At 73.7% G+C, this 20,948-nt stretch carries 15 protein-coding genes, 2 tRNA genes and 1 rRNA gene; 12 read left to right on the forward strand and 6 right to left on the reverse strand.

The window, feature by feature from the left end:
• The first annotated feature begins 202 nt into the window (after positions 1–202).
• From ACGFZ2_RS08340 to ACGFZ2_RS08360, 5 genes are all read left to right on the forward strand, one after another.
• Entirely contained in the window at positions 203–3,832 is a 3,630-nt protein-coding gene (locus ACGFZ2_RS08340) for an amino acid adenylation domain-containing protein (protein WP_393451394.1), read from the forward strand.
• Between the two features lie 44 nt (positions 3,833–3,876).
• Positions 3,877–4,860, forward strand: a complete 984-nt coding sequence (locus ACGFZ2_RS08345; RefSeq protein WP_393451397.1) for an aldo/keto reductase — start codon at positions 3,877–3,879, stop codon at positions 4,858–4,860.
• Positions 4,861–4,921: 61 nt separating this feature from the next.
• Positions 4,922–5,659: a hypothetical protein gene (locus ACGFZ2_RS08350; protein ID WP_393451400.1), complete on the forward strand. Its 738-nt coding sequence runs from the start codon at positions 4,922–4,924 to the stop codon at positions 5,657–5,659.
• Complete coding sequence (locus tag ACGFZ2_RS08355) at positions 5,656–6,513, forward strand: family 3 encapsulin nanocompartment shell protein (RefSeq protein ID WP_393451403.1); 858 nt, start codon at positions 5,656–5,658, stop codon at positions 6,511–6,513. The genes ACGFZ2_RS08350 and ACGFZ2_RS08355 overlap by 4 nt, the downstream gene beginning before the upstream one ends.
• A 12-nt stretch (positions 6,514–6,525) precedes the next feature.
• Positions 6,526–7,755 (forward strand): MFS transporter, encoded by a 1,230-nt coding sequence (locus ACGFZ2_RS08360; protein WP_393451406.1) that lies wholly within the window; start codon positions 6,526–6,528, stop codon positions 7,753–7,755.
• A gap of 16 nt (positions 7,756–7,771) precedes the next feature.
• Here the strand turns inward: ACGFZ2_RS08360 and ACGFZ2_RS08365 are convergent, their stop codons facing one another.
• The 5 genes from ACGFZ2_RS08365 to ACGFZ2_RS08385 all read right to left on the reverse strand — a co-directional run bounded on the left by ACGFZ2_RS08365 (position 7,772) and on the right by ACGFZ2_RS08385 (position 14,284).
• Positions 7,772–8,881: an NAD(P)/FAD-dependent oxidoreductase gene (locus ACGFZ2_RS08365; RefSeq protein WP_393260686.1), complete on the reverse strand. Its 1,110-nt coding sequence runs from the start codon at positions 8,879–8,881 to the stop codon at positions 7,772–7,774.
• Positions 8,882–9,167: 286 nt separating this feature from the next.
• Positions 9,168–10,394, reverse strand: coding sequence for a S8 family peptidase (locus ACGFZ2_RS08370; protein ID WP_393451409.1), 1,227 nt, complete (start codon positions 10,392–10,394; stop codon positions 9,168–9,170).
• Between the two features lie 115 nt (positions 10,395–10,509).
• Positions 10,510–13,668 carry an Hsp70 family protein gene (locus tag ACGFZ2_RS08375; RefSeq protein ID WP_393451412.1) on the reverse strand — a complete coding sequence of 1,053 codons (3,159 nt, stop codon included), beginning with the start codon at positions 13,666–13,668 and terminating at the stop codon, positions 10,510–10,512.
• Positions 13,669–13,819: 151 nt separating this feature from the next.
• Positions 13,820–14,098, reverse strand: coding sequence for a hypothetical protein (locus ACGFZ2_RS08380; RefSeq protein WP_393451415.1), 279 nt, complete (start codon positions 14,096–14,098; stop codon positions 13,820–13,822).
• A gap of 115 nt (positions 14,099–14,213) precedes the next feature.
• Positions 14,214–14,284 (reverse strand) — tRNA-Gly (locus tag ACGFZ2_RS08385).
• A 202-nt stretch (positions 14,285–14,486) separates the two neighbouring features.
• Between ACGFZ2_RS08385 and ACGFZ2_RS08390 the strand changes: the two genes are divergently transcribed.
• From ACGFZ2_RS08390 to ACGFZ2_RS08415, 6 genes are all read left to right on the forward strand, one after another.
• Positions 14,487–14,560, forward strand: a tRNA-Pro gene (locus ACGFZ2_RS08390).
• Positions 14,561–14,696: 136 nt separating this feature from the next.
• Positions 14,697–16,043: a trigger factor gene (tig, locus tag ACGFZ2_RS08395; protein WP_393451418.1), complete on the forward strand. Its 1,347-nt coding sequence runs from the start codon at positions 14,697–14,699 to the stop codon at positions 16,041–16,043.
• Positions 16,044–16,212: 169 nt separating this feature from the next.
• Positions 16,213–16,854 carry an ATP-dependent Clp protease proteolytic subunit gene (locus tag ACGFZ2_RS08400; protein ID WP_350685012.1) on the forward strand — a complete coding sequence of 214 codons (642 nt, stop codon included), beginning with the start codon at positions 16,213–16,215 and terminating at the stop codon, positions 16,852–16,854.
• Positions 16,855–16,864: 10 nt separating this feature from the next.
• Positions 16,865–17,527 (forward strand): ATP-dependent Clp protease proteolytic subunit, encoded by a 663-nt coding sequence (locus tag ACGFZ2_RS08405; RefSeq protein WP_357462851.1) that lies wholly within the window; start codon positions 16,865–16,867, stop codon positions 17,525–17,527.
• A gap of 205 nt (positions 17,528–17,732) precedes the next feature.
• A complete protein-coding gene (gene clpX / locus ACGFZ2_RS08410; RefSeq protein WP_350708380.1) occupies positions 17,733–19,028 on the forward strand; it encodes an ATP-dependent Clp protease ATP-binding subunit ClpX in 1,296 nt (431 codons plus the stop codon).
• A 158-nt stretch (positions 19,029–19,186) separates the two neighbouring features.
• On the forward strand, positions 19,187–19,984 hold the full coding sequence (locus ACGFZ2_RS08415) for a carbon-nitrogen hydrolase family protein (protein ID WP_393271226.1): 798 nt from the start codon (positions 19,187–19,189) through the stop codon (positions 19,982–19,984).
• A gap of 4 nt (positions 19,985–19,988) precedes the next feature.
• Here the strand turns inward: ACGFZ2_RS08415 and ACGFZ2_RS08420 are convergent, their stop codons facing one another.
• Positions 19,989–20,216 carry a hypothetical protein gene (locus ACGFZ2_RS08420; RefSeq protein ID WP_350708377.1) on the reverse strand — a complete coding sequence of 76 codons (228 nt, stop codon included), beginning with the start codon at positions 20,214–20,216 and terminating at the stop codon, positions 19,989–19,991.
• Positions 20,217–20,857: 641 nt separating this feature from the next.
• On the opposite strand from ACGFZ2_RS08420, the gene ACGFZ2_RS08425 reads away from it, so the two are divergent.
• Positions 20,858–20,948: ribosomal RNA gene (locus ACGFZ2_RS08425) — 16S ribosomal RNA — on the forward strand; the annotation flags it as partial.

Raw genomic sequence — 20,948 nt, forward strand, 5'->3', positions numbered from 1 at the left:
GGCGACCGCCGCCGACGCAGGCAAGTGACAACCATCGATGTAGCAGAAAGTTGCATATTCCCTACCGTCGATCAGCCCTCTAGTGTCCATGACCAGCGGCCGTCCATCGACCGACGCCGATCACTGTCGGCGTGCGGCGGGTCGGCACAGCTCCCTCCGCGGCTGCGACCGACGGCCGCACGGGCTCGGGACAGGAGGCGCGATGAGGTCGGGCGACAGCGGGTCCGCGGCACCGGTCCCCGTCTCGGACGGGTCCACGTACCGGTACACCGCCACCCGCCCGGCGGCCACCGGGCCGCACCCCGCGGCCGACCCGGGTGGCGCGACCGGCGGCAGCCGCGACCGGGTGTCCACGGCCGCCCTGGCCGCCGTGGAACTGCTCGACCGCCTGGGCCGCCAGGCACCGGTGCGGGTCCGGGCCGGCGCGGAGATGCTGGACCTGCCGGTCTGGCCGGCGGACCTGCACCGGATGCCCGGCGACCGGGCGCGCGCCACGGTCCGCGCGTGCGCCGCCGCGCTCGACCACGAGGGCGTCGACCACGTCCTCGTGCTCCTCGACGGAGGCTCGCCGGCACCGTCCGCCGGCGCGCCACCCGTGCTGCTCACCGCCGACGTCACCGACACGACGGTCGCGGTCGTGCTCCGCTGCGCCGCCGACGATCCGTGGTCGGCCGACGCCGCCGCCGTGGCGGAGATGTACGCCGAACTGCTCGCCGCCCTGCTCGCCGACCCGGCGTCGCCCACGTCGGCGGCGCCGGCCCTCGGGCCCGCCTCCCGGGCGCTGGTGGAGCGGGCCGGCCGCCGGCACGACGACGGGCCCTTCGTGGCGGTGCCGCGCATGATCGAACACCGCGTCGACCTGCATCCGCAGCGCCGGGCGGTGTCGTTCCGGGGGCGCTCGCTGACCTATCGCGAACTGGACGACCTGGCCAACGGCGTCGCCGCCGCCCTCGCGGGCCGGAGGATCGGGCGGGGCGACGTGGTGCCCGTGCTCCTCGCCGACGGCCTCGAACTCCCCGTCGTCGACCTGGCCCTGATGAAGCTCGGCGCGGCCTTCGTGCCCGTCGACCCCGGCTGGCCGGCGGACCGGCTGCGCGCGTCCCTGGCGGTGATCCGGCCCCGGCTCGTCGTGGTCCGGGGCGGCGACCCGCGTCCCGACACCGGGGGCGTTCCCTGCCTGCCGGTGGACCTCGACGACATCACCCCGACCCGCCGCCGGCCCCGGACGCCCGTCGGCCCGGGCGACCTGATCTACGGCATCTTCACGTCCGGCACCACCGGCGCCCCGAAGTGCGCCGTCAACCGGCACGACGGCATCGCCAACCGGTTCCGGTTCATGACCCGCTACTTCGCGGCCACCGGCGCGGAGGTGGTGCTGCAGAACAGCCGGCACACCTTCGACTCGTCGGTGTGGCAGATGTTCTGGCCGCTGACCACCGGCGGCCGGGTGGTGGTGCCCGTCGAGGGCGGCTTCCTCGACGTCGAACGGACCGTCCGCACCATCGCCGACGAGGCCGTCACGATGACCGACTTCGTGCCGAGCGTGCTCGGCGCGTTGGTGTCGGTCCTGGACCGGGACCCGGCGGCCCGCCGCGCCGTCGCCACGCTGCGGCACGTGATCGTCGGCGGCGAGGAGATCGACCCGTGGGCGGTGCACCGCCTGGCCGACCTGGTGCCGGGAGTGTCGGCCACCAACGGGTACGGCCCGACCGAGGCCTCCATCGGCATGGTCTTCCACACCGTCACCCGGTCCGACGGCGACGTCATCCCCATCGGCCGGCCCATCGACAACTGCTACGCGGCGGTGGTGGACGCCGGGCTGCGCCCGCTGCCGCCCGGCGCGACCGGCGAGATCGTCATCGGCGGGGTCTGCCTCGGCGGGGGATACCTCGGCGACCCGGCCCGCACCGCCGAGGTGTTCGTCCCCAACCCGCTGCCCGGCATCCCCGGCACCCGGCTCTACCGCACCGGGGACCTGGGCCGTCTCGCCGCCGACGGTCGACTGCACTTCGTCGGCCGGCGCGACTTCCAGCTCAAGGTGAACGGCGTCCGGATCGAGGCCGGCGAGATCGAGACCGCCGCCACCCGGCTGCCCGGGGTGCGGCAGGCGAAGGTCCTCCTCGCCCGGGAGGGCCGGGGGAAGTCGCTGGCTCTCTTCGTCGCCGCCGACCCGGAGGTGACCGAGCCGGCGCTGCGGGCGCACCTGCGCCGGCTGCTGCCCCGGCCCCACGTGCCCCGGCACGTCGTGGTGCGGGACGCGCTGCCGCTCACCGGCAACGGCAAGGTCGACCGGCGGGCCCTGGAGACCTGGCTCGACCGTACGCTCGCCGAGCGGGCGCGGGCGGCCGCCGCGCGCGCCGAGGCGCGTACGCTGCCGGACCGGGTGCTGGCCGTGTTCCGGACCGTTCTCGGCCGGCCGGACCTCGACCCGGACACCGACTTCCTCGACGCGGGCGGCGACTCGCTCCAGGCGCTCGACGTGGTGACCGCGCTCGGCACCGACCACCACGTCCGGGTCGGCGTCCAGGACCTCTTCGCCCACCCCACCGCCGCCCGGCTCGCCCGGGTGGTCGCGGCGCGCCTGCGCGCGGCCGACCCCGCCGAGACCGAGGCCGAGCTGGTGGAACGCGACGCGGCCGTCCCGGCCGACCTGCCGGTGCGCCCCGTCGCCCGGCGCCGGTCGCCGCGCACCGTCCTGGTCACCGGCGCCACCGGGTTCGTCGGCGCGCGGCTGGTCCACGAACTGCTCGCCACCACCGACGTCCGGGTGCTGTGCCTCGCGCGGGCCGCCGACGACGCCGAGGCCACCGCACGCGTCGTCCGGGCGTTGGCCGAGCGGGGCCTGTGGCGGCCCGGCCACGGCCTGCGCCTGCACGGCTACGCCGCGGACCTGGCCCGCCCCGCCCTCGGCCTGGACCCGGAGACCTGGGCCCGGCTGGCCCACGACTGCGACCTCGTGCTGCACGCCGGGGCGCTGGTCAACTTCCTGTTCGACTACCGGGCCCACCGCCAGGCGAACGTCCTCGGCACCGCCGAGCTGCTCCGGCTGGCGCTGACCGGCCGGCCGAAGCCGCTGCACCACGTCTCCACCCTCGGCGTCCTCGACACCGAGGCCGCCCGCCGCCCCGACCCGCTGCCGGAAGGGTGCGACCCGGCCCTCGTCGTCCCGCCCACCAGCGGCTACAGCCGGTCGAAGTGGGTGGCGGAGCGGTATCTCGCCGAGGCCCGGCGGCGCGGCGCGACCGTCACCGTGCTGCGTCTCGGGGAGGTGATGCCCGCCGCGGACGACGGGCAGCCCAACCCCCGGGCGCTCACCCACCTGCTGCTGGCCGCCTGCCACCGGCTGCGGATGCGTCCCGACGCGTCGGTCCGCTCCGACTGGACGCCGGTGGACTGGGCCGCGCGGCGGATCGTCGCCGCCGTCGTCGACCCGCGGCTGTGGGGCGGCGCGCTGCACGTCCTGCACCCGGTGAGCGTCGACTTCACCGACCTGCCGCTGGCCGGCGCGGACGCCCTGCCCCGGGTGAGCTGCGTGCGCTTCGTGGCGGCGCTGCGCGAGGCGGCGACCGACGGCGACCGGGCCGCCGCCGTGCTGCTCGCGCTGTTCCCGGCCGGGGCCGGCGCCGACGAGGAGCGGCTGCGGGCGGTCTTCGCGACGCTGCTCACCGACAACCCCCGGCTGTTCCGCCGCGACGGCTGCGCCGAGTTGGAACGGCGCCGGGGCTTCACCGACCACCGGCTCGGGCCGTCCGTCGGCGCCTACCGGGCGTGGCTGGGCGAGCACGAGCGACGGGCGACCGACCGGCTGCTGCTGCCGGCCGGACCAGGGTGACCAGCCGCGCGCGGCGCGGCGATCGGCACGGACGAGGGAGTGGAATGCGATACCGCAGGATGGGTCGGCTCGGCTGGCAGGTCAGCGAGGTCGGGTACGGGATGTGGGGCATCGGCGGGGGACCGGGCGGCTTCACCGGCTGGGACTACGACACCGCGCCGGCCTGCCTGGACGAGGCGGTGGAACGGGGCTGCAACTTCTTCGACACCGCCTGGGTCTACGGGCGGGGCGTCAGCGAACGGTTGCTCGGCGCCCTCGTGCGCCGGCACCCGGACCGCCGGCTCTACCTGGCCACCAAGATCCCGCCGAAGAATCGGGAGTGGCCGCCCGGCCCGCAGGACACCCTGGACGACGTCTTCCCGGCCGACCACATCCGCGAGTACACCCGGCACAGCCTGGAGAACCTCGGCGTGGACCGGATCGACCTGCTCCAGTTCCACGTCTGGGAGGACCGCTGGGCGGCCGACGGCCGCTGGCAGGAGACCGTCGCGGACCTCAAGCGGGAGGGCCTCGTCGACGGCGTCGGGATCAGCGTCAACCGGTGGGAGCCGACGAACTGCCACGCCGCCCTCGACACCGGGCTGATCGACGTCGTCCAGGTCATCTACAACATCTTCGACCAGGCGCCCGAGGACGAGCTGTTCCCCCGCGCGCAGCGCGACGACATCGGGATCATCGCCCGGGTGCCGTTCGACGAGGGGACGCTGACCGGCACGCTGACCGCCGACAGCACGTGGCCGGAGGAGGACTGGCGCAGCACGTACTTCGGCCCGGAGAACCTGCTGCCCAGCGTGGAGCGCGCCGAGCGGCTGGCCGCCGACGTGCCGCCGGGGACGACCATGCCGGAGCTGGCGCTGCGGTTCATCCTGCACCACCCGGCGGTGAGCACGGTGATCCCCGGCATGCGCCGCGTCGAGCACGTCCGCGCCAACCTGGCCGTCAGCGACGGCGCGCCGCTGGACGCCGGGCTGCTCGACACGCTGCGCGACCACCGCTGGGACCGCAAGCCGACCTGGTGGTCCCAGTGAGGCCCGTCCACCACCTCGGCGGCGCGCCGGTCCGGCGGGCGACGCGGTACGGGGCGTCCGCATGCCGGTGATCGCCATGTGGGCGCATCCGCGGGCGCTCTCCACCGCGTTCCTGCGCATGATGATCGCCCGCGGTGACGTGACGGTCGTGCACGAGCCGCTGGTCACCCTCGTCGACGAGGGGCACGTCGACCTGCCCACCGCCGACGGCGGCGCCGTCACCGTGACCGACCCGGCCGACGTCGTCGCGCACCTGACCGGGCTGGGCCGGGACCGGACGGTCTTCGTCAAGGACACCCTCGAGTACCGGTACCGGCACCTGTTCGACGATCCCGAGGCGATCGCCGACGTCACGCACACCTTCATCGTCCGGGAACCGGCCCGCACGATCAGCTCGCACTACGCCATCAAGCCCACGGTGACCTGCCCGGAGATCGGCTTCGAGCACCAGTGGGAGCTGTTCGACCTGGTCCGCCGGACCGCGCGCCGGCCGCCGGTGGTGATCCGGGCCGAGGACCTGCTGCGCCGGCCCGCGGACACGGTGGCGGCCTGGTGCGCCGCCGTGGGGCTGCCGTTCCGGCCGGAGGCGCTGAACTGGGCGCCGGGGGAGCGCGCCGAGTGGCGGCGCACCCGCAAGTGGCACCTCGACGTCGAACGCACCTCCGGCTTCTCGCCGGTCGCCAAGTCCTTCGCGGTGACCGTCGACAACGACGACACCCTGCGCTCGTACCACGACCATCACCAGCCCTTCTACCAGCGGCTGATCCGGCACGCCATCGCCATCGGGGAGGATTCATGACCACCACCGCCGCGCCGCCCGTGACCGCGTCGTCGACCCTGTCGCCCGGCGAGGTGTTCGCCCGCGCGTACGCCGCCGACCCGGCCGGCGCCGAGGTGCGCTTCGACTACACCATCACGGACGCCTTCCAGCCGACCAAGGAACGCCCCCGGGTGACCGTCCGCAACCTGTTCCGCAAGCGGTCCGTGGGGATGGACCCGGTGCGGTTCTGGTGCGAGGGCCGGCCCGACGTCGGGGAGGCCGCCGCGGTGCACGAGTCCGGCCTGCGCCGCGAGGCGGCCTTCCGGTTCGGCACCGCCTCGGCCGCCGTGCACCCGATCCGCGCCTGGGTACGCATCCCCGAGGAACTCGCCGACGACCCGGAGGCGTTGGCCGTCTTCGTCGACTACCGGCTGCTGGTCCGCCTCGCCACGGCGGAGAACCAGGCGCTGACCATCGGCGAGCACGGCCTGCTGCGGCACCCCGAGATCGGGCGGCTGCCGTACCGGCACGACTGGCTGACCGGCCTGCTCGCCGCCTGCGACGAGATCGAGCAGACCGGCGCCACCCCGCACGCGATGATCGTCAACCCGAGGGACTACTACACCCACCTGCTCGGGCGCGACGCGCTGCTGGCGGACCTGCACCGCAACGGCGTCCTGATCAGCCGTACCCGGATGGTGGCGCCGGGTGAGGCGGTGGTGGGCGACTTCGCGATGGCGGCGCGCCTGCTCGACGCCGGGCGCTCCGCGATCCGCGTGGCGACCCCGCCGCCGGGCACCTTCGCCGCCGACGGCCCGGCCGTCTGCGCCGAGATCCACGAGGGCCTGGCCGTGCACCTGCCGACCCACTTCTTCCACGTCGTACCGGCCTAGGAGCGTCGTCGCATGACCACGACCGGCGGGAAACTCGCGTTCTACCGGCCCATCGTGCCGCTCTTCGGCGCCATCTTCCTCTGCCTGCTCGGCGTCGGCGCGTCCCTGGCCGTGTTGCCCTTCTACGTCCTCGACGAACTCGACGGCAACCGGGTCGAGGTGGGCGTGGTGATCGCCGCGATCGCGGTCTCCGCCGTGATCGCCCGGCCCGTCGCCGGCCGGCTCGGCGACCGGCACGGGTACCGGACGGTGATGCTGGCCGGGGCGGCCGTGTGCGCGGCCGCCGCCGCGGCCTACCTGGTGGCCGGCAACGTCGGCGTGCTGGTCGGCGTCCGGGTCCTGCACGGCGTGGGGGAGGCGGCCGTCTACACCGCCGGCGCGGCCTGGCTGGTGGCGCTCGCGCCGGCCGACCGGCGGGGCCGCGTCGTCGGCCTGTACGGCATCCACATGTGGCTGGGCATCACGCTCGGCGCGCTGCTCGGCGCGGTGCTGCTGCGCACCTCGGGCGGCTATCCCGCCGTGTGGCTGTTCGCGATCCTGGCGGCGCTGGCCGGGGCCGCGCTCGTCGCCGTCCGCCCCCGGCCGGAGCAGCCGGAACCGAAGGGCCCGGCCGGCATCCTGCCGCGCAGCGCGGTCGCCCCGGGCGTCGCGCTCTCCCTGGCCGGGTTCGGGTACGCCGCACTGGCCGCGTTCGTCGCCCTGCACTTGGCCGACCGGGGCATCGAGAACGGGATCGCCGCGTTCAACGCGTTCGGCTTCACCTATGTCGGGGTCCGGCTGTTCGTGGGCGGGCTGCCCGACCGGCTCGGCGCCGGCCGGGTGGCGGTCGCGTCCGCGCTGGTGGAGGCGGTGGGGCTGCTCCTGGTCGCGGTCGCGCCGAATCTCGTGGTCGCGGTCGTCGGCGGGCTGGTGATCGGCGCCGGGCTCTCGCTGCTCTTCCCGGCGCTGGCCCTGCTCGTGATCAATCGGACCGACCCGGCGCACCAGGGGGCGGCGCTCGGCGCGTTCACGTCGTTCTGGGACCTGGGCCTGGTGGCCGGGGCGCCGCTGGCCGGCCTGGTCGCCAGCGTGGCCGGCTATCCGGCGGTCTTCCAGGTGATGCTGCTGGCGGCGCTGGTGTCGGCGGGCATCTCGGCGTGGACGATGCTGCCCCGTCGCTCGCTCGTCGGCCAGCGACCCGGCCATGCTCCTGAACGCCCGTCAGGTGAAAGGAAGGGCCCCTTCCTAACGCCTGGTGCATAGGAAGGGGCCCTTCCTTTCACCTGACCAGGAGGGGACGCGCGGGTGAGTAGGGGGCGGGGTCGACGGGTGGCGGGGCATCGACCGCCAGCGCGGCGAGCAGCGCGCCCGCCGCGGGCGCCGTCTGGACGCCGTAGCCGCTCAGCCCCGCCAGCCAGAGGAAGTCCGGCGCGTCGGGCGCCGGGCCGATCACCGGCACGTCGTCCGGGGCGGCGGTCCGCAGACCGGCCCAGGCCCGGTGGACCCGGCGGAAGCTCAGCGTGGTCGCCTCCTGCACCCGCTCGGCGCCGATCGCCACGTCGAGGTCGTCGGGGCGGGCGTCCCCGGGCGGCGCCGGGGTGGCGTCGGACGGGGAGACCAGCAGGCGTCCCGACTCCGGCTTGAAGTAGAAGGTGCCGGCCACGTCGTTGACCATCGGCCAGTCCGTCGCCGGGACGCCGGCCGGCGCGTCCACGAGGAAGGCGGTGCGCCGCAGCGGGGTCAGCCCCACCGGTCGTACGCCGGCCGCCGCGGCGACCTCGTCGGCCCAGGCGCCGGCCGCGTTGACGACGACCCGCGCCGTGAACTCGCCGGCGTCGGTGGCGACCCGCCACGCCCCGTCCGCCCGCCGCAGCCGGCGGACCCGGGCGCCGCACATTACCCGGCCGCCGGCCGCGCGGATGCCGCGCAGGTATCCCTGGTGCAGCGCGGCGACGTCGAGGTCTCGGGCGGCCGGCTTCACCATCGCCCGCCGGCACCACCCCGGCCGCACCACCGGGCAGTACGCGGTCACCTCGGCCGGGTCGATCTCGCGGGCCGGCGGGTCCACGTCGGCCCCGTCGCGCAGCGTCGCGTCGAACTCGTCCTCGGCACCCGGCGGGCAGAGGCTGAGCACGCCGCGCGGGGTGAGCAGCGGATGGTCGGCGAATCCCGGCGGCGGGGCGGCGAGAAAGCCCCGGCTGGCCCGGGTCAGCCCGCGCACCACCGGCCCGCCGTAGTACTCGGAGAACAGGGCGGCCGAGCGGCCGGTGGAGTGCTGGCCGGGGACGCGTTCCATCTCGGCCAGCAGCACGCTGCCGTACGCGGCGAGGTGGTGTCCGGCGCTGGCGCCCGCGATGCCCGCGCCGATGACCATATAGTCGATCGTCACTGGATTCGACGGTAGCCGCAGACGCCTCCAGCGACAAGCATCGATGTTGCGTGCGGCCGTCACCGCGCCGCCGGCGAGGCGTACCCGGTGTCCGGCGGGCGGCCCGCCGCCGTGCCGGAGGTGCGACCGTCCTCGTGCCGCACCGCATCGACCCCGGCCCGACCGCCTGTGTCGACCGTTCGGGGCGGACGATCCGCCCGCGCGGCCCGCCGGATCGACGGGTCGCGCGGGCGGGCGCCGGGATGCCCGGTGCCCGCTCAGCGTCGGTGGCCCCGGCGTTCCCGGGTCAGGCGCCGCAGTAGAGCAGGCGGTTCGGCGTGCCGGCGACCACGCCGCTGACGACCCCGGTGGTCGCCCTGCCGGTCAGGTAGGCCGCCACCTGGGCGGGAGTCCAGGTGGGATTGGCCGAGAGGGCGAGCGCGGCGCACCCGGCGACGTGTGCGGCGGCCATCGACCCGCCGCTGAGGGTGGCCACCGCCGTGTCGGTGGCGTGCCAGGTGGAGGTGATGTTGGCGCCGGGGGCGTACAGGTCGAGGCAACTGCCGTAGTTGCCGCTCGGCATCCGGCCGTCGGTAATGGTGGTGCCGGCCACGGTGAGCGCCGCCGGCACCCGGGCGGGAGAGTAGTTGCAGGCGTTGGCGTTCGAGCTGCCGGCCGTGACGACGTAGGTGACGCCGGACGAGATCGACCGGTTCACGGCCGAGTCGAGGGCCGTACTGGCCCCGCCGCCGAGCGCCAGCAGCGCCACCGCCGGCCGGACCGCGTTCGCGGTGACCCAGTCCACCCCGGCGATGACCTGGGAGAAGGTGCCGCTGCCGGCGCAGTTCAGCACCCGCACCGGGCGCAGCTGGATCTCCTTCGCCACCCCGTGCCGCGTGCCGCCGACGGTGCCGGCCAGGTGGGTGCCGTGGCCGTTGCAGTCGTCCGCCGGGCCACCGTCGACGAGGTCCACCCCCACGCCGGCCCGCCCGCCGAAGTCGGTGTGGGTGCGCCGCAGCCCCGTGTCGATGACGTACGCGTGCACGTTGTGCGCGGTGTTCGGGTAGGCGTACCGGCCGTCGAGCGGGAGGCCGCGCTGGTCGATCCGGTCCAGGCCCCAGGACGGCGGGTTGAGCTGGACCCCCGGCCCGACGAGGGTGACCACCCGGTCCCGCTCCACGTACGCCACGGCCGGGTCGGCGGCGAGCCGACGGGCCGCGCGCTCCGGCAGGCGCACCGCGAAGCCGGTGAGCGCGTGGCCGTAGACGTGGCCGAGGGCGGCGCCGTAGCGGTCGGCCAGCCGGTCCGCGACGTTCCTGACCGCAACCTGCCGGTCGTCGCCGTGCCGGCCGACGCTGTCGTCCCGGAGCACCACGACGTAGCCGTCGGTCACGGCGTTCGCGTCGTCGGCGTGCCGGATCTCGCCGCCGGAGGCCGCGGTGGCGGGGGTGCCCACGGTGGCGACGAGCGCGGCGGCGAGGGCGAGTACGCCCACCGCGCGGGCCCGCCACCGCCGGGTACGGGGAAGTGTCATGCCGGTCCTCCTCCTGTCGGCCCCGCGCCGGCTCGTGGCCGGACGCGGGGCGGCCTGGCCGTTGAGAGGAGGTTATCGGTTATATAGATCGATCTGAATGGCTGTCGGGATTCGGCTAGCGGTCGGCGAACCGGTAGAGCACGAAGTCCTCCTTGGCGCCGCAGGCGATCACGCTGGTGTTCCACGAGCACGTCTCGCTGCGTACGTCCTCCAGTTGGCCCATCTCGGTCACCTCGCCCGAGCCGGCCGCCACCCCGGCGACGCTGCGGTCGTCCTCGACCGAGCTGGGCGGATCGGCGAAGACGAGCAGGTTGCCCCCGTCGAGCCGGACCGCCACCCCCTTCCGGTCCCGCAGCACCGCGCGACCGTCCGGGTCGAACAGGGTGCTGACCGATTCCGAGGAGGTCCGCTGGACCAGCAGGTGCTCGCCGAGCGGCACCAGCCGGGTCGCCTCCGGCGCCGGCCAGTGGGCCGCCTTCTCCTCGGTCGCCGCCACCACCTCGGTGCTCTCGTCCTCGCCGCCCGTGGTCTCCAGCAGGCAGGCCCGGTGCTTGCCGCAGGGCACCAGCGCCTCCGGCCGCTTGCGGTCGTCCGTGGCCGTGTACAGCACCTTCGGCTGGGCGTCGGTCGTCAGGTCGTACGCCAGCAACTGGTAGCGGGCCTCGTCGCGGGCGACGTAGAGGCGGTCCTCGTGCGCCACCACCAGGTCGTCCTGGTCGGCCACGCCGGCATGGCTGTGGACGATGCGGCCGCTGCCCATGTCGACCACCCGGACGGAACGGTCCGCGCCCACCTGCACGAGCCGGCGGACCTCGCCGCGCCAGGGGTCGCGCGGCGAGCCGTCGACGAAGGCCGGGCCGCCCAGCGCCTCGTCCGTGGTGACCGGGTGGACGCTGGTGCCGGCCCCGCCGTACTCATCCTGCGGGCTGGGCTGCGCCCACGCCTCCCCGCCGTCGCTCAGGCGCAGCCCGACCAGCCGCTTCTCGGTCCGGTCGACCAGCACCGCGACGCCCTCGCCGAAGACGACCTCGTCGTCGCCCAGGATCGGCCGGCGCCACCGCTGGTCGCCGGAGGCGCCGTCGAGCAGCACCAGGTCCCGGGGGGTGTCGTCGCCGATGGCGTCGGCGAAGGCCACCACCGCGCCGGGCAGCGCGACGACCCGCTCCCACCGCTCGGCGGACGCCTCGGTCTGCCTCCGCCACTCGACCCCGCCGGTGTCGGCGTCGACCGCCACGACCTCCAGCCGCCCGTCGTCGAGCGGGTGTGCGAGGTACGCCCGACCGCCGAGCACCGCGGTGAACATCGCCTCCGGCCGGTCGTCCCCGGCGGCCACCTGCTCCACCACGGCCACGGCGGCCCGGAACTCCAGGGCGGGGTAGCGGTCCCGGGTCAGGTAGAGCACCGCCGCGGTCACCACGCCGGCGAGGGCGACGACGGCCCCGGCCGCGATCCACAGCGCCCGGCGGCGGGGGAACGCGGGCGCGGCCGGGCCGGCGCCGGGCGGCGGCGACACCGGCGTGCCGGAGACGGGTACGCCCGGCCACGCCGCCGGCGACGCGCCCGACCCGGCGGACAGGCTCGCCGGGGGTACGCCGGGCGCCCATCCGCCCGCCTGAGGCGGCCCGGGCACGCCCGACGGCTGACCGCCACGGCCACCGTGCCGGCCGTGTCCGTCGTGACCGCCGTGCTGGCCGTGTCCGGCGGCCGGCGGCGCGCCCGGCACCGGGCTCCCGGGCGGGGCGGCTCCCGGCGGTCCGTACGGCGTGGTCGGGGCCGGCGCGGCGGGCACGGTCGGCGTGGCCGACGCACCCGCGACCAGGGTGGGCGCCAGTCCGGCGGGGATCGCCGGCGTGACGCCCTCCGGCCCGGCGACAACGGTCGGCGTGGGGCCCACGGGCCCGGCGGGCTGGGGCAACGCCGGCCCGGCGGCCTGCTGCGCCGGTATGCCGGACCCGGCCTGCGCCGGGCCCGTAGGCCCGGCCGACGCCGGCGCGGCGGCTGCGTCCTGCGGCGGTGCGGTCGGTCCGGCCTGCGCGACCGGTCCTGGCTGCTGCGCCGGCGCTGGTCCTGGCTGCGGCGGCGCGGCGGATCCGGCCTGCGCGGGCGCGGCGAAGGCGGCGGCGCCGCGGGGGCGTCGGGGCAGGGGCAGGTCGGTGAGCGCCCCCTCGGCGACCGGCAGCTCCGGCTGCTCCAGCACGGTCGGGGCGATACCCAGCTCGGCGTGCAGGAGCCGGGCCACCATCGGCATCCGGGTGGCGCCGCCGACCAGGAACAGGCCGGCGAGCTGCTGCGGGTCCAGGCCGGCCGCGCCGATCACCTCCCGGGCCACCGTCACCGCCCGGCCCAGCAGCGGCGCGGCCACCCGCTCCAGGTCGGCGCGGGTGAGGGTGACGACCGCCTCCACCCCCGGCACGGCCACCGGCGCGGCCGTCGCGCGGGACAGCATCTCCTTCGCGCCCCGGGCGTTCTCCCAGAGTTCGTGCTGCTCCCGCCGCTGCGTCGCCGACTGCGGGTGGACCAGCCGCTGCCACTGCGCCGGGTGGTCGCCCGCGACCAGCTCGCCGAGCCGGCCCAGCAGCGCCGCGTCGACGTCCAGGCCGCCGAGGTCGTCGGCGCCGCCCGCGGCGACCACGCTGAACCCCGAGTCGCCCCACGGGTCGGCGCCCTCGTTGCGGAGCACGGCGACGTCCAGGGTGCCGGCGCCGAAGTCGAAGACGGCGATCGCCCCGCCCACCGGCACCGGCCGGCGCAGCACCTGGGTGTAGTAGCGGGCGGCGGCGACCGGCTCCCGCAGCAGCCGGGTGCCCGGTGGGGTGGGGCCGGAAAGCGTGTGCTCGGCCGCCGACGGCCACCCGGCCACGGCCAGGGCGTCGGCGAGCACCTGCCGCCGGGCCGCGTCCCAGGTCGCCGGGCAGGTGAGCACCGCCGGGGGCAGGAGGCCGACCGCCTCGACGGCCGCCCGGGCCACCGCGTGCAGCGTCGCGGCCAGCAGTTCGGCCGGCGGATACCGGCGGTCGCCCAGCGACACCGCCGGCTCGTCGATGCGCCGCTTCGGGTTGGGCTCGTACCGGCCCGGATCGGTGCGGGCCAGCCGCTGGGCGTCCCGGCCGGCGTGCAGCAGCCCGTCCGCGTCGGCGTACACGCCGGAGGGGATGATCGGCTGGCCGTCCACCAGCAGCGGGCGGGTGTGCCCGTCCGGCCGGCGCAGCACGGCGACGGTGTGCGACGTGCCGAGGTCGACGCCGAGGGCGTACCCCTCGTGCTGGCCTGCCATCTGCCGATACCTCCGCGGGACGAGGGGATGCCCGGCCCCGCATGGTACGCAGCAGCCGCACCGGCGCCGATCTCGCCCCGAGGCCCCCGGCGCGGCCGGCCGTCGCGTGGCTACAGGCCGGCGCTGCCGCCCATGACCACGCCGGTTGCCGTCATTCCGCCAGGTAGCCGGTAGCGGGATCGATCTGGGCGAGGAAGTCGCGGATGGCCTCCTCCATCTGGGGCCGGCTCATCGCGGAGCCGTCAGACCGGGAAAGGCCAAAGCCGTAGTCGTGCGGCCCACTGAGCCAGTCGAAGTCGTACGTGCCGGGCTCCCCGACGCGTACGCGAACCCGGAAGTCCTGCCCGTCGACCGTCACCATGATGGGATCACCGGCATAGCCGGGCCGCAGGTGCTCGGGCGCCAGGCCCGGCTCCGGCTCGCTGGACATGGCTGCTTTCTATCGCTTTCCCCGCCGGGACGTGCTGGCGATTCCGAAAAGGGGGCTGGGACGAGAACGGCCCAGGCTCGGCGGCAACGCCGCTGACCTGGGCCGGAAGGTGCAGAGCGGGCGACGGGAATCGAACCCGCACCGTCAGTTTGGAAGACTGAAGCTCTGCCATTGAGCTACGCCCGCGTGCGCCCCGACGTTGCGGGACGCGCCGACAGCGTACCCAATGGCCCACCCCGTCCGCTCAGCCGTATCCCGGCGCGGCGCGTGCCGTCGCCCGGTGCAGGGGTGGCCGGCGCACGCGGTGTCCGGTTGGTCCCCGTTCGGCGCGTTGGGTGACGCCCCGGCACGTCGCGCGGGCCGCGACCGCATAGACTGCTCGTCGCCACGGGGTGTGGCGCAGCTTGGTAGCGCACTCGCTTTGGGAGCGAGGGGCCGTGGGTTCAAATCCCGCCACCCCGACTGTCGTCCGCGGCCGGTCGCCGGGGTCGCCCTCCGCGCGGTCCCCGGCCGCTGCCGGTGCGCCCGGCCGGCTCGCCTACACTCGATGGGCTTATCACGCCCAGACTAAAACCGAGATCCGTCAAGGAGTACGCCTGTGAAGAGCACCGTCGAGACTCTGAGCCCGACGCGCGTGCGGCTCGCCATCGAGGTGCCGTTCGTCGAGCTCGAGCCGAGCCTCAAGAAGGCGTACCGGGAGATCGGGCAGCAGGTCCAGGTTCCCGGCTTCCGCAAGGGCAAGGTTCCGGCGGCCGTGATCGACCAGCGGGTCGGCCGGGGCACCGTCCTCAACGAGGCGGTCCAGGAGGCCATCCCGCAGAACATCCTCGCCGCCGTCCGCGAGCACGACCTGAAGACGCTCGGCCGCCCCGAGGTCGAGATCACCGAGTTCAACGACGGTGACTCGTTGAACTTCACCGCCGAGGTCGACGTCCGCCCGGAGATCACCCTGCCGGACCCGGCCACCATCGAGGTGACCGTCGACGAGCTGCAGATCGACGACAGCGAGATCGACGAGCAGGTGAAGAACCTGCGCGAGCGCTTCGCCACCCTGAAGACCGTCGAGCGGGCCGCCCAGGAGGGCGACTACGTCCAGATCGACCTGAACGCGACCGTCGACGGCGAGGACGTGCCGGGCGGCCAGGCGAGCAACATCTCCCACGAGGTCGGCAGTAAGCAGCTCCTCCCGGGCCTGGACGAGGCCGTCGTCGGCCTGTCCGCCGGCGAGAGCACCTCCTTCACCACCCAGCTCGTCGGCGGCGACTTCGCCGGCCGCGACGCCGAGGTGGCGGTGACCGTCCGCACGGTCAAGGAGAAGGAGCTGCCGGAGCTCGACGACGAGTTCGCCCAGATGGCGAGCGAGTTCGACAGCATCGAGGAGCTGCGCGGGGACCTGCGCGAGCGGGTCACCCGGGGCAAGCGGGTAGAGCAGATCTACGCCGCCCGCGACAAGGCCCTGGAGCAGCTCGTCGCCGCCGCCGAGGTGCCGGCGCCGGAGGGGGTCGTCCGCGAGGAGGTCGAGAGCCGCAAGCAGGCGATGGTCGACCAGCTCGAGCGCATCGGGGCCTCCCTGGAGGAATACCTGGCGGCCGAGGAGAAGACCGAGGAGCAGATCGACGCCGAGCTGACCGAGGCGGCGACCGAGGGCGTCAAGATCCAGCTGCTGCTGGACACCCTCGCCGACGCCGAGGAGGTCCAGGTCAGCGACGACGAGTTCGGCCACGAGATCGTGCACCGGGCCCAGCGCGCCGGGATGGCCCCGCAGCAGTACTACGACCAGCTGGTCCGCTCCGGCGCGGCCGGCACCGTCTTCGGGGACGTGCGGCGCGGCAAGGCCCTGGCCTCGGTCATGGAGCGCATCAAGATCAAGGACTCGGCCGGCAACGAGGTGACGCTCGACGCCCTCCGCGCCGAGAGCGAGGCCGAGCACAACCACGAGCACTGATCGTCGGGTGAGGCCGCCGTCCGCCGCCTGCGGTGGGCGGCGGCCCGATCCCTTTTTCGGGGTACGTCTCCAGGGCTGCGCTGTTAGCGAACACTGCCCGGACCGGGACTCTGCCACCCGGCTGAGCGGTTAGTGTCGGGTAGGACGGTACGGAGAGCGAAGGGCTGCCATGACCGACATGCACATGCAAGCGATGCCGCTCCGGGCGATCGAGGCCCGCGGTGGCGACAACATTGGCAACCTCGATGACTCGGTCTACAACCGGTTGCTCAAGGAGCGGATCATCTTCCTGGGCAGCGAGGTGACCGACCAGGTCGCCAACCGCATCTGCGCGCAGCTCCTGCTGCTCGCCGCGGAGGACCCGGACCGCGACATCAACCTGTGGATCAACTCGCCCGGTGGCTCGGTCTACTCGGGCATGGCGATCTACGACACCATGCAGTTCATCGACAACGACGTGTCGACCGTGGCGATGGGCATGGCGGCCTCGATGGGCCAGCTGCTGCTCTGCGCCGGCACCAAGGGCAAGCGTTACGCCCTGCCGCACGCGCGGATCATGATGCACCAGCCGTCCGGCGGCATGGGCGGCACGGCGTCGGACATCGCCATCCAGGCGGAGCAGATGCTCTACACCAAGCGGATGTTCCAGGAGCGGGTCGCCTTCCACACCGGGCAGAGCCAGGCGCAGATCGAGGCGGATTCCGACCGCGACCGCTGGTTCACCGCCCAGGAGGCCACGGACTACGGCTTCATCGACAAGGTGATCACCGGAGCCACGCAGGTTCCGGAAGGCGCCGGGACCCTGAGCTGAGGAGCTGACGATGACCGACCTGAGCCTGCCGCCGCAGTTCGCGGCCGTGCACAACCGCTACGTCCTGCCGTCGTTCGTCGAGCGCACGTCGTACGGGGTCAAGGAGTCGAACCCGTACAACAAGCTCTTCGAGGACCGGATCATCTTCCTCGGCGTCCAGGTCGACGACGCGTCGGCCAACGACGTGATGGCGCAGCTGCTGACGCTCGAGGGCACCGACCCGGACCGCGACATCATCATGTACATCAACTCGCCGGGTGGTTCGTTCACCGCCATGACGGCGATCTACGACACCATGCAGTACGTCCGGCCGGACATCCAGACGGTCTGCCTCGGGCAGGCCGCGAGCGCCGCGGCCGTGCTGCTGGCCGCCGGCACCCCGGGCAAGCGCATGGCGCTGCCGAACTCGCGGATCATCATCCACCAGCCGGCCACCGAGGGCGGCTACGGGCAGGGCTCGGACATCGAGATCCAGGCCCGGGAGATCCTGCGGATGCGGACCCAGCTCGAGGAGATGCTCTCCCGGCACTGCAACCAGCCGATGGAGAAGGTCCGCAAGGACATCGATCGCGACAAGATCATGACGGCCGAGGAGTCCCGGGAGTACGGGCTGGTGGACACCATCCTCACCAGCCGCAAGAAGGGCCTGCTGGCGGCCAACGCCGCCAGCTGAGCAGTTTCACGTCGAGGTCGGCCGGGAGTCCGCTCCCGGCCGACCGTCTGACACACCCGTTTTGGGGGTCGGAGAAAACTCCGCCAGCGGGTAACGTCGGGTCTGTACCGCTCCGCCGGTCCTCCGGCTGGGTGAACGAGGCGGGCGGCGTACCGTCCGCAGGTCAGGGCCGGGTCTCCGGCCGATGAGTGCAGGGAGAACGTAGGTGGCACGGATCGGTGACGGCGGCGACCTACTGAAATGCTCCTTCTGCGGCAAGTCGCAGAAGCAGGTCAAGAAGCTCATCGCGGGCCCAGGGGTCTACATCTGCGACGAGTGCATCGATCTCTGCAACGAGATCATCGAGGAGGAGTTGGCCGAGTCCGGCGAGGTGAAGTGGGAAGAGCTTCCCAAGCCGATGGAGATCTGCCAGTTCCTCGACAACTACGTGGTCGGGCAGGACCAGGCCAAGAAGGCGCTCGCCGTCGCGGTCTACAACCACTACAAGCGGATCCAGGCCGATGCGGCCGGCGCGCCGGGTTCCGGCAGCGACGCCGTTGAGCTGGCCAAGTCCAACATTCTGCTGCTCGGCCCGACGGGGTGCGGCAAGACCCACCTGGCGCAGACGCTGGCGCGGATGCTGAACGTGCCGTTCGCCATCGCCGACGCCACCGCGCTCACCGAGGCCGGCTACGTGGGCGAGGACGTGGAGAACATCCTCCTCAAGCTGATCCAGGCGGCGGACTACGACATCAAGCGCGCCGAGACCGGCATCATCTACATCGACGAGGTCGACAAGATCGCCCGCAAGTCGGAGAATCCGTCGATCACGCGGGACGTCTCCGGCGAGGGTGTCCAGCAGGCGCTGCTCAAGATGCTGGAAGGCACGGTGGCCAACGTGCCGCCGCAGGGCGGGCGCAAGCACCCGCACCAGGAGTTCATCCAGATCGACACCACCAACGTGCTGTTCATCTGCGGCGGTGCCTTCGCCGGGCTCGACCAGATCATCGAGGCCCGCACCGGCCACGGCGGCACGGGCTTCGGCGCCCGGCTCCGGTCGGTCAGCGAGCGGTCGACCGACGACATCTTCAGCCAGGTCATGCCGGAGGACATGCTGAAGTTCGGGCTGATCCCCGAGTTCATCGGCCGGCTCCCGGTGATCACCAACGTGCGCAGCCTGGACCGCACCGCGCTGGTGCGCATCCTGACCGAGCCACGCAACGCCCTCGTCCGGCAGTACCAGCGCCTCTTCGAGCTCGACGGCGTCGAGCTGGAGTTCGAGGAGCCGGCGCTGGAGGCGATCGCCGACCAGGCGATGCTGCGCGGCACCGGCGCCCGCGGCCTACGCGCGATCATGGAAGAGGTCCTGCTCTCCGTGATGTACGAGGTGCCGAGCAACCCCGACGCCGCGCGGGTGCTGATCACCCGCGAGGTGGTCCTGGAGAACGTGAACCCGACGATCGTGCCCCGCGAGTTCACCGGCCGCCGCGCCCGGCGGGACCGCGAGGAGAAGTCGGCCTGAATTACTGCCACCGCCACCGCGCCCGTCCGTCGAGGTCGGGCGCGGTCGGCGTTTCCAGGGGCGGTGAGCGGCGGCAGCGGGTGAGGCGAGACCGGGGCGGAGTGTTCGACGGTTGCGGCTGTCGCGCCGTGGCCCGGTCCGGTCGTACGCTGATCCCCATGCGCGTCGCCGTCTGCCAGCTCAACGCCCGGGACGACCGTAAGGCCAACCTCGCGGCCGCCGAGGCCCTGCTGGAGCGCGCGGCCGCGGCCGGCGCGGACGTCGCCCTCCTGCCGGAGTACGTCGACTACCTCGGCCCCGCCGCCGGGCTGCCCGAGCCGGAGCCGGTGGACGGCGAGGTGGGGCAGTTCTTCGCCGGCGTCGCGCGCCGGCTGGGCATCTGGGTGATCGCCGGGTCGATCCACGAGCGCGGGCCGGACGCGGCCCGCACCTGGAACACCACCCTGGTCCTCGACCGCTCCGGAGCGCTCGCGGCCACCTACCGCAAGATCCATCTGTACGACGTGGAGATCCCCGGCCGGGTCTCCTACCTGGAGTCCGCCACCGTCGCCCCCGGCGACCAGCCGGTGGTGGTCGACGTCGAGGGGCTCCGTGTCGGACTGTCGATCTGCTACGACCTCCGCTTCCCGGAGCTGTACCGGCAGCTCGCCACGGACGGCGGCGCCCAGTTGCTGGTGGTGCCGGCGGCCTTCATGCTGCACACCGGGCGGGACCACTGGGAGGTGCTGCTGCGCGCGCGGGCGATCGAGAACCAGTGTTTCGTCGCCGCGGCGGGGCAGACCGGCGACCACGACCCGGGCCGGACCTGCTTCGGGCGCAGCATGGTGGTCGATCCGTGGGGGACGGTGCTCACCCAGGTGCCCGACGGCCCGGGTGTCGCCGTCGCCGACCTCGATCTCGACCGGCTGCGGACCATCCGTGCCGAGTTGCCGAGCCTGGCGAATCGGCGCCTGTAGGACCTCAGCCCTGCAGCAGCACGCCCACCACGGCGAAGCCGGCGATCGCCGCGGCCGTGACGAGGAGGGCCGTCGTCATCCGGGACCGCCCCCGTCGGGCCAGCCGTGCCACCGACACCACGAGGACGAAGAGCACGAAGGCGCCGATGACCAACTGCCAGAACGGCAGCAGCAGCCCGAGCAGCGCGTCCTCGGCGAGCACCGCCGGCCGGGGGCGGGTGAGGTCGTCCATGACGAACACTCTGGCACGGCGGAGCCCCGTGCGGACCCTGTGCCGCCATCACGAATGCGGGACCCCTCCGCCGGCGAATCCGGGCAGTGACCGACGCTGATTTGCCTTCCCGGGGCAGTCCGCGTAACTTTCTCTCTGCACGCGGGAGGCCGGACAAACCGGCTGACAACGGGCACCAGGCTCGTGGCGGAGACGCCGAGCGAGACTGGGGATCGGGCGGTGCGAAGACACTCCGAGGCGGGGTTGTGATCGCGAGACTGACCGGGTAGAGTGCTGAAGCCGGCAGGAGCCGGGCGGATAGCCGCAGAGCGGCGATCGGCCGGTCTGCGGTTTCCCACGACGGAAGCGACCGCCGTTACGGCGTGCGTCATCGTGGATCTGGAACACCGAACGTTGATCATCTCGGACACGAGGTTGACAACGGGAAGTGAGCCGAGTAAGTTAGAGGAGTTGCCCCAAGCGGGATCCCACGACGTGGGACGCCTGAGTGGTGTGTGGTTGTTCTTTGAGAACTCAACAGGGTGCTTGATAAGCCAGTGCCAAATTGATTTATATCCCGGGACTGGTCAGGCCTATTGGTTTGGCTGGTTTTGGATTCCTTTGGCAACACATGTTGTCGGGATGACTGTTTCAACAGGTTTTTGTTGGAGAGTTTGATCCTGGCTCAGGACGAACGCTGGCGGCGTGCTTAACACATGCAAGTCGAGCGGAAAGGCCCTTCGGGGTACTCGA

The sequence above is a fragment of the Micromonospora sp. NPDC048063 genome (assembly GCF_043202855.1).
Taxonomy (GTDB): domain Bacteria; phylum Actinomycetota; class Actinomycetes; order Mycobacteriales; family Micromonosporaceae; genus Micromonospora.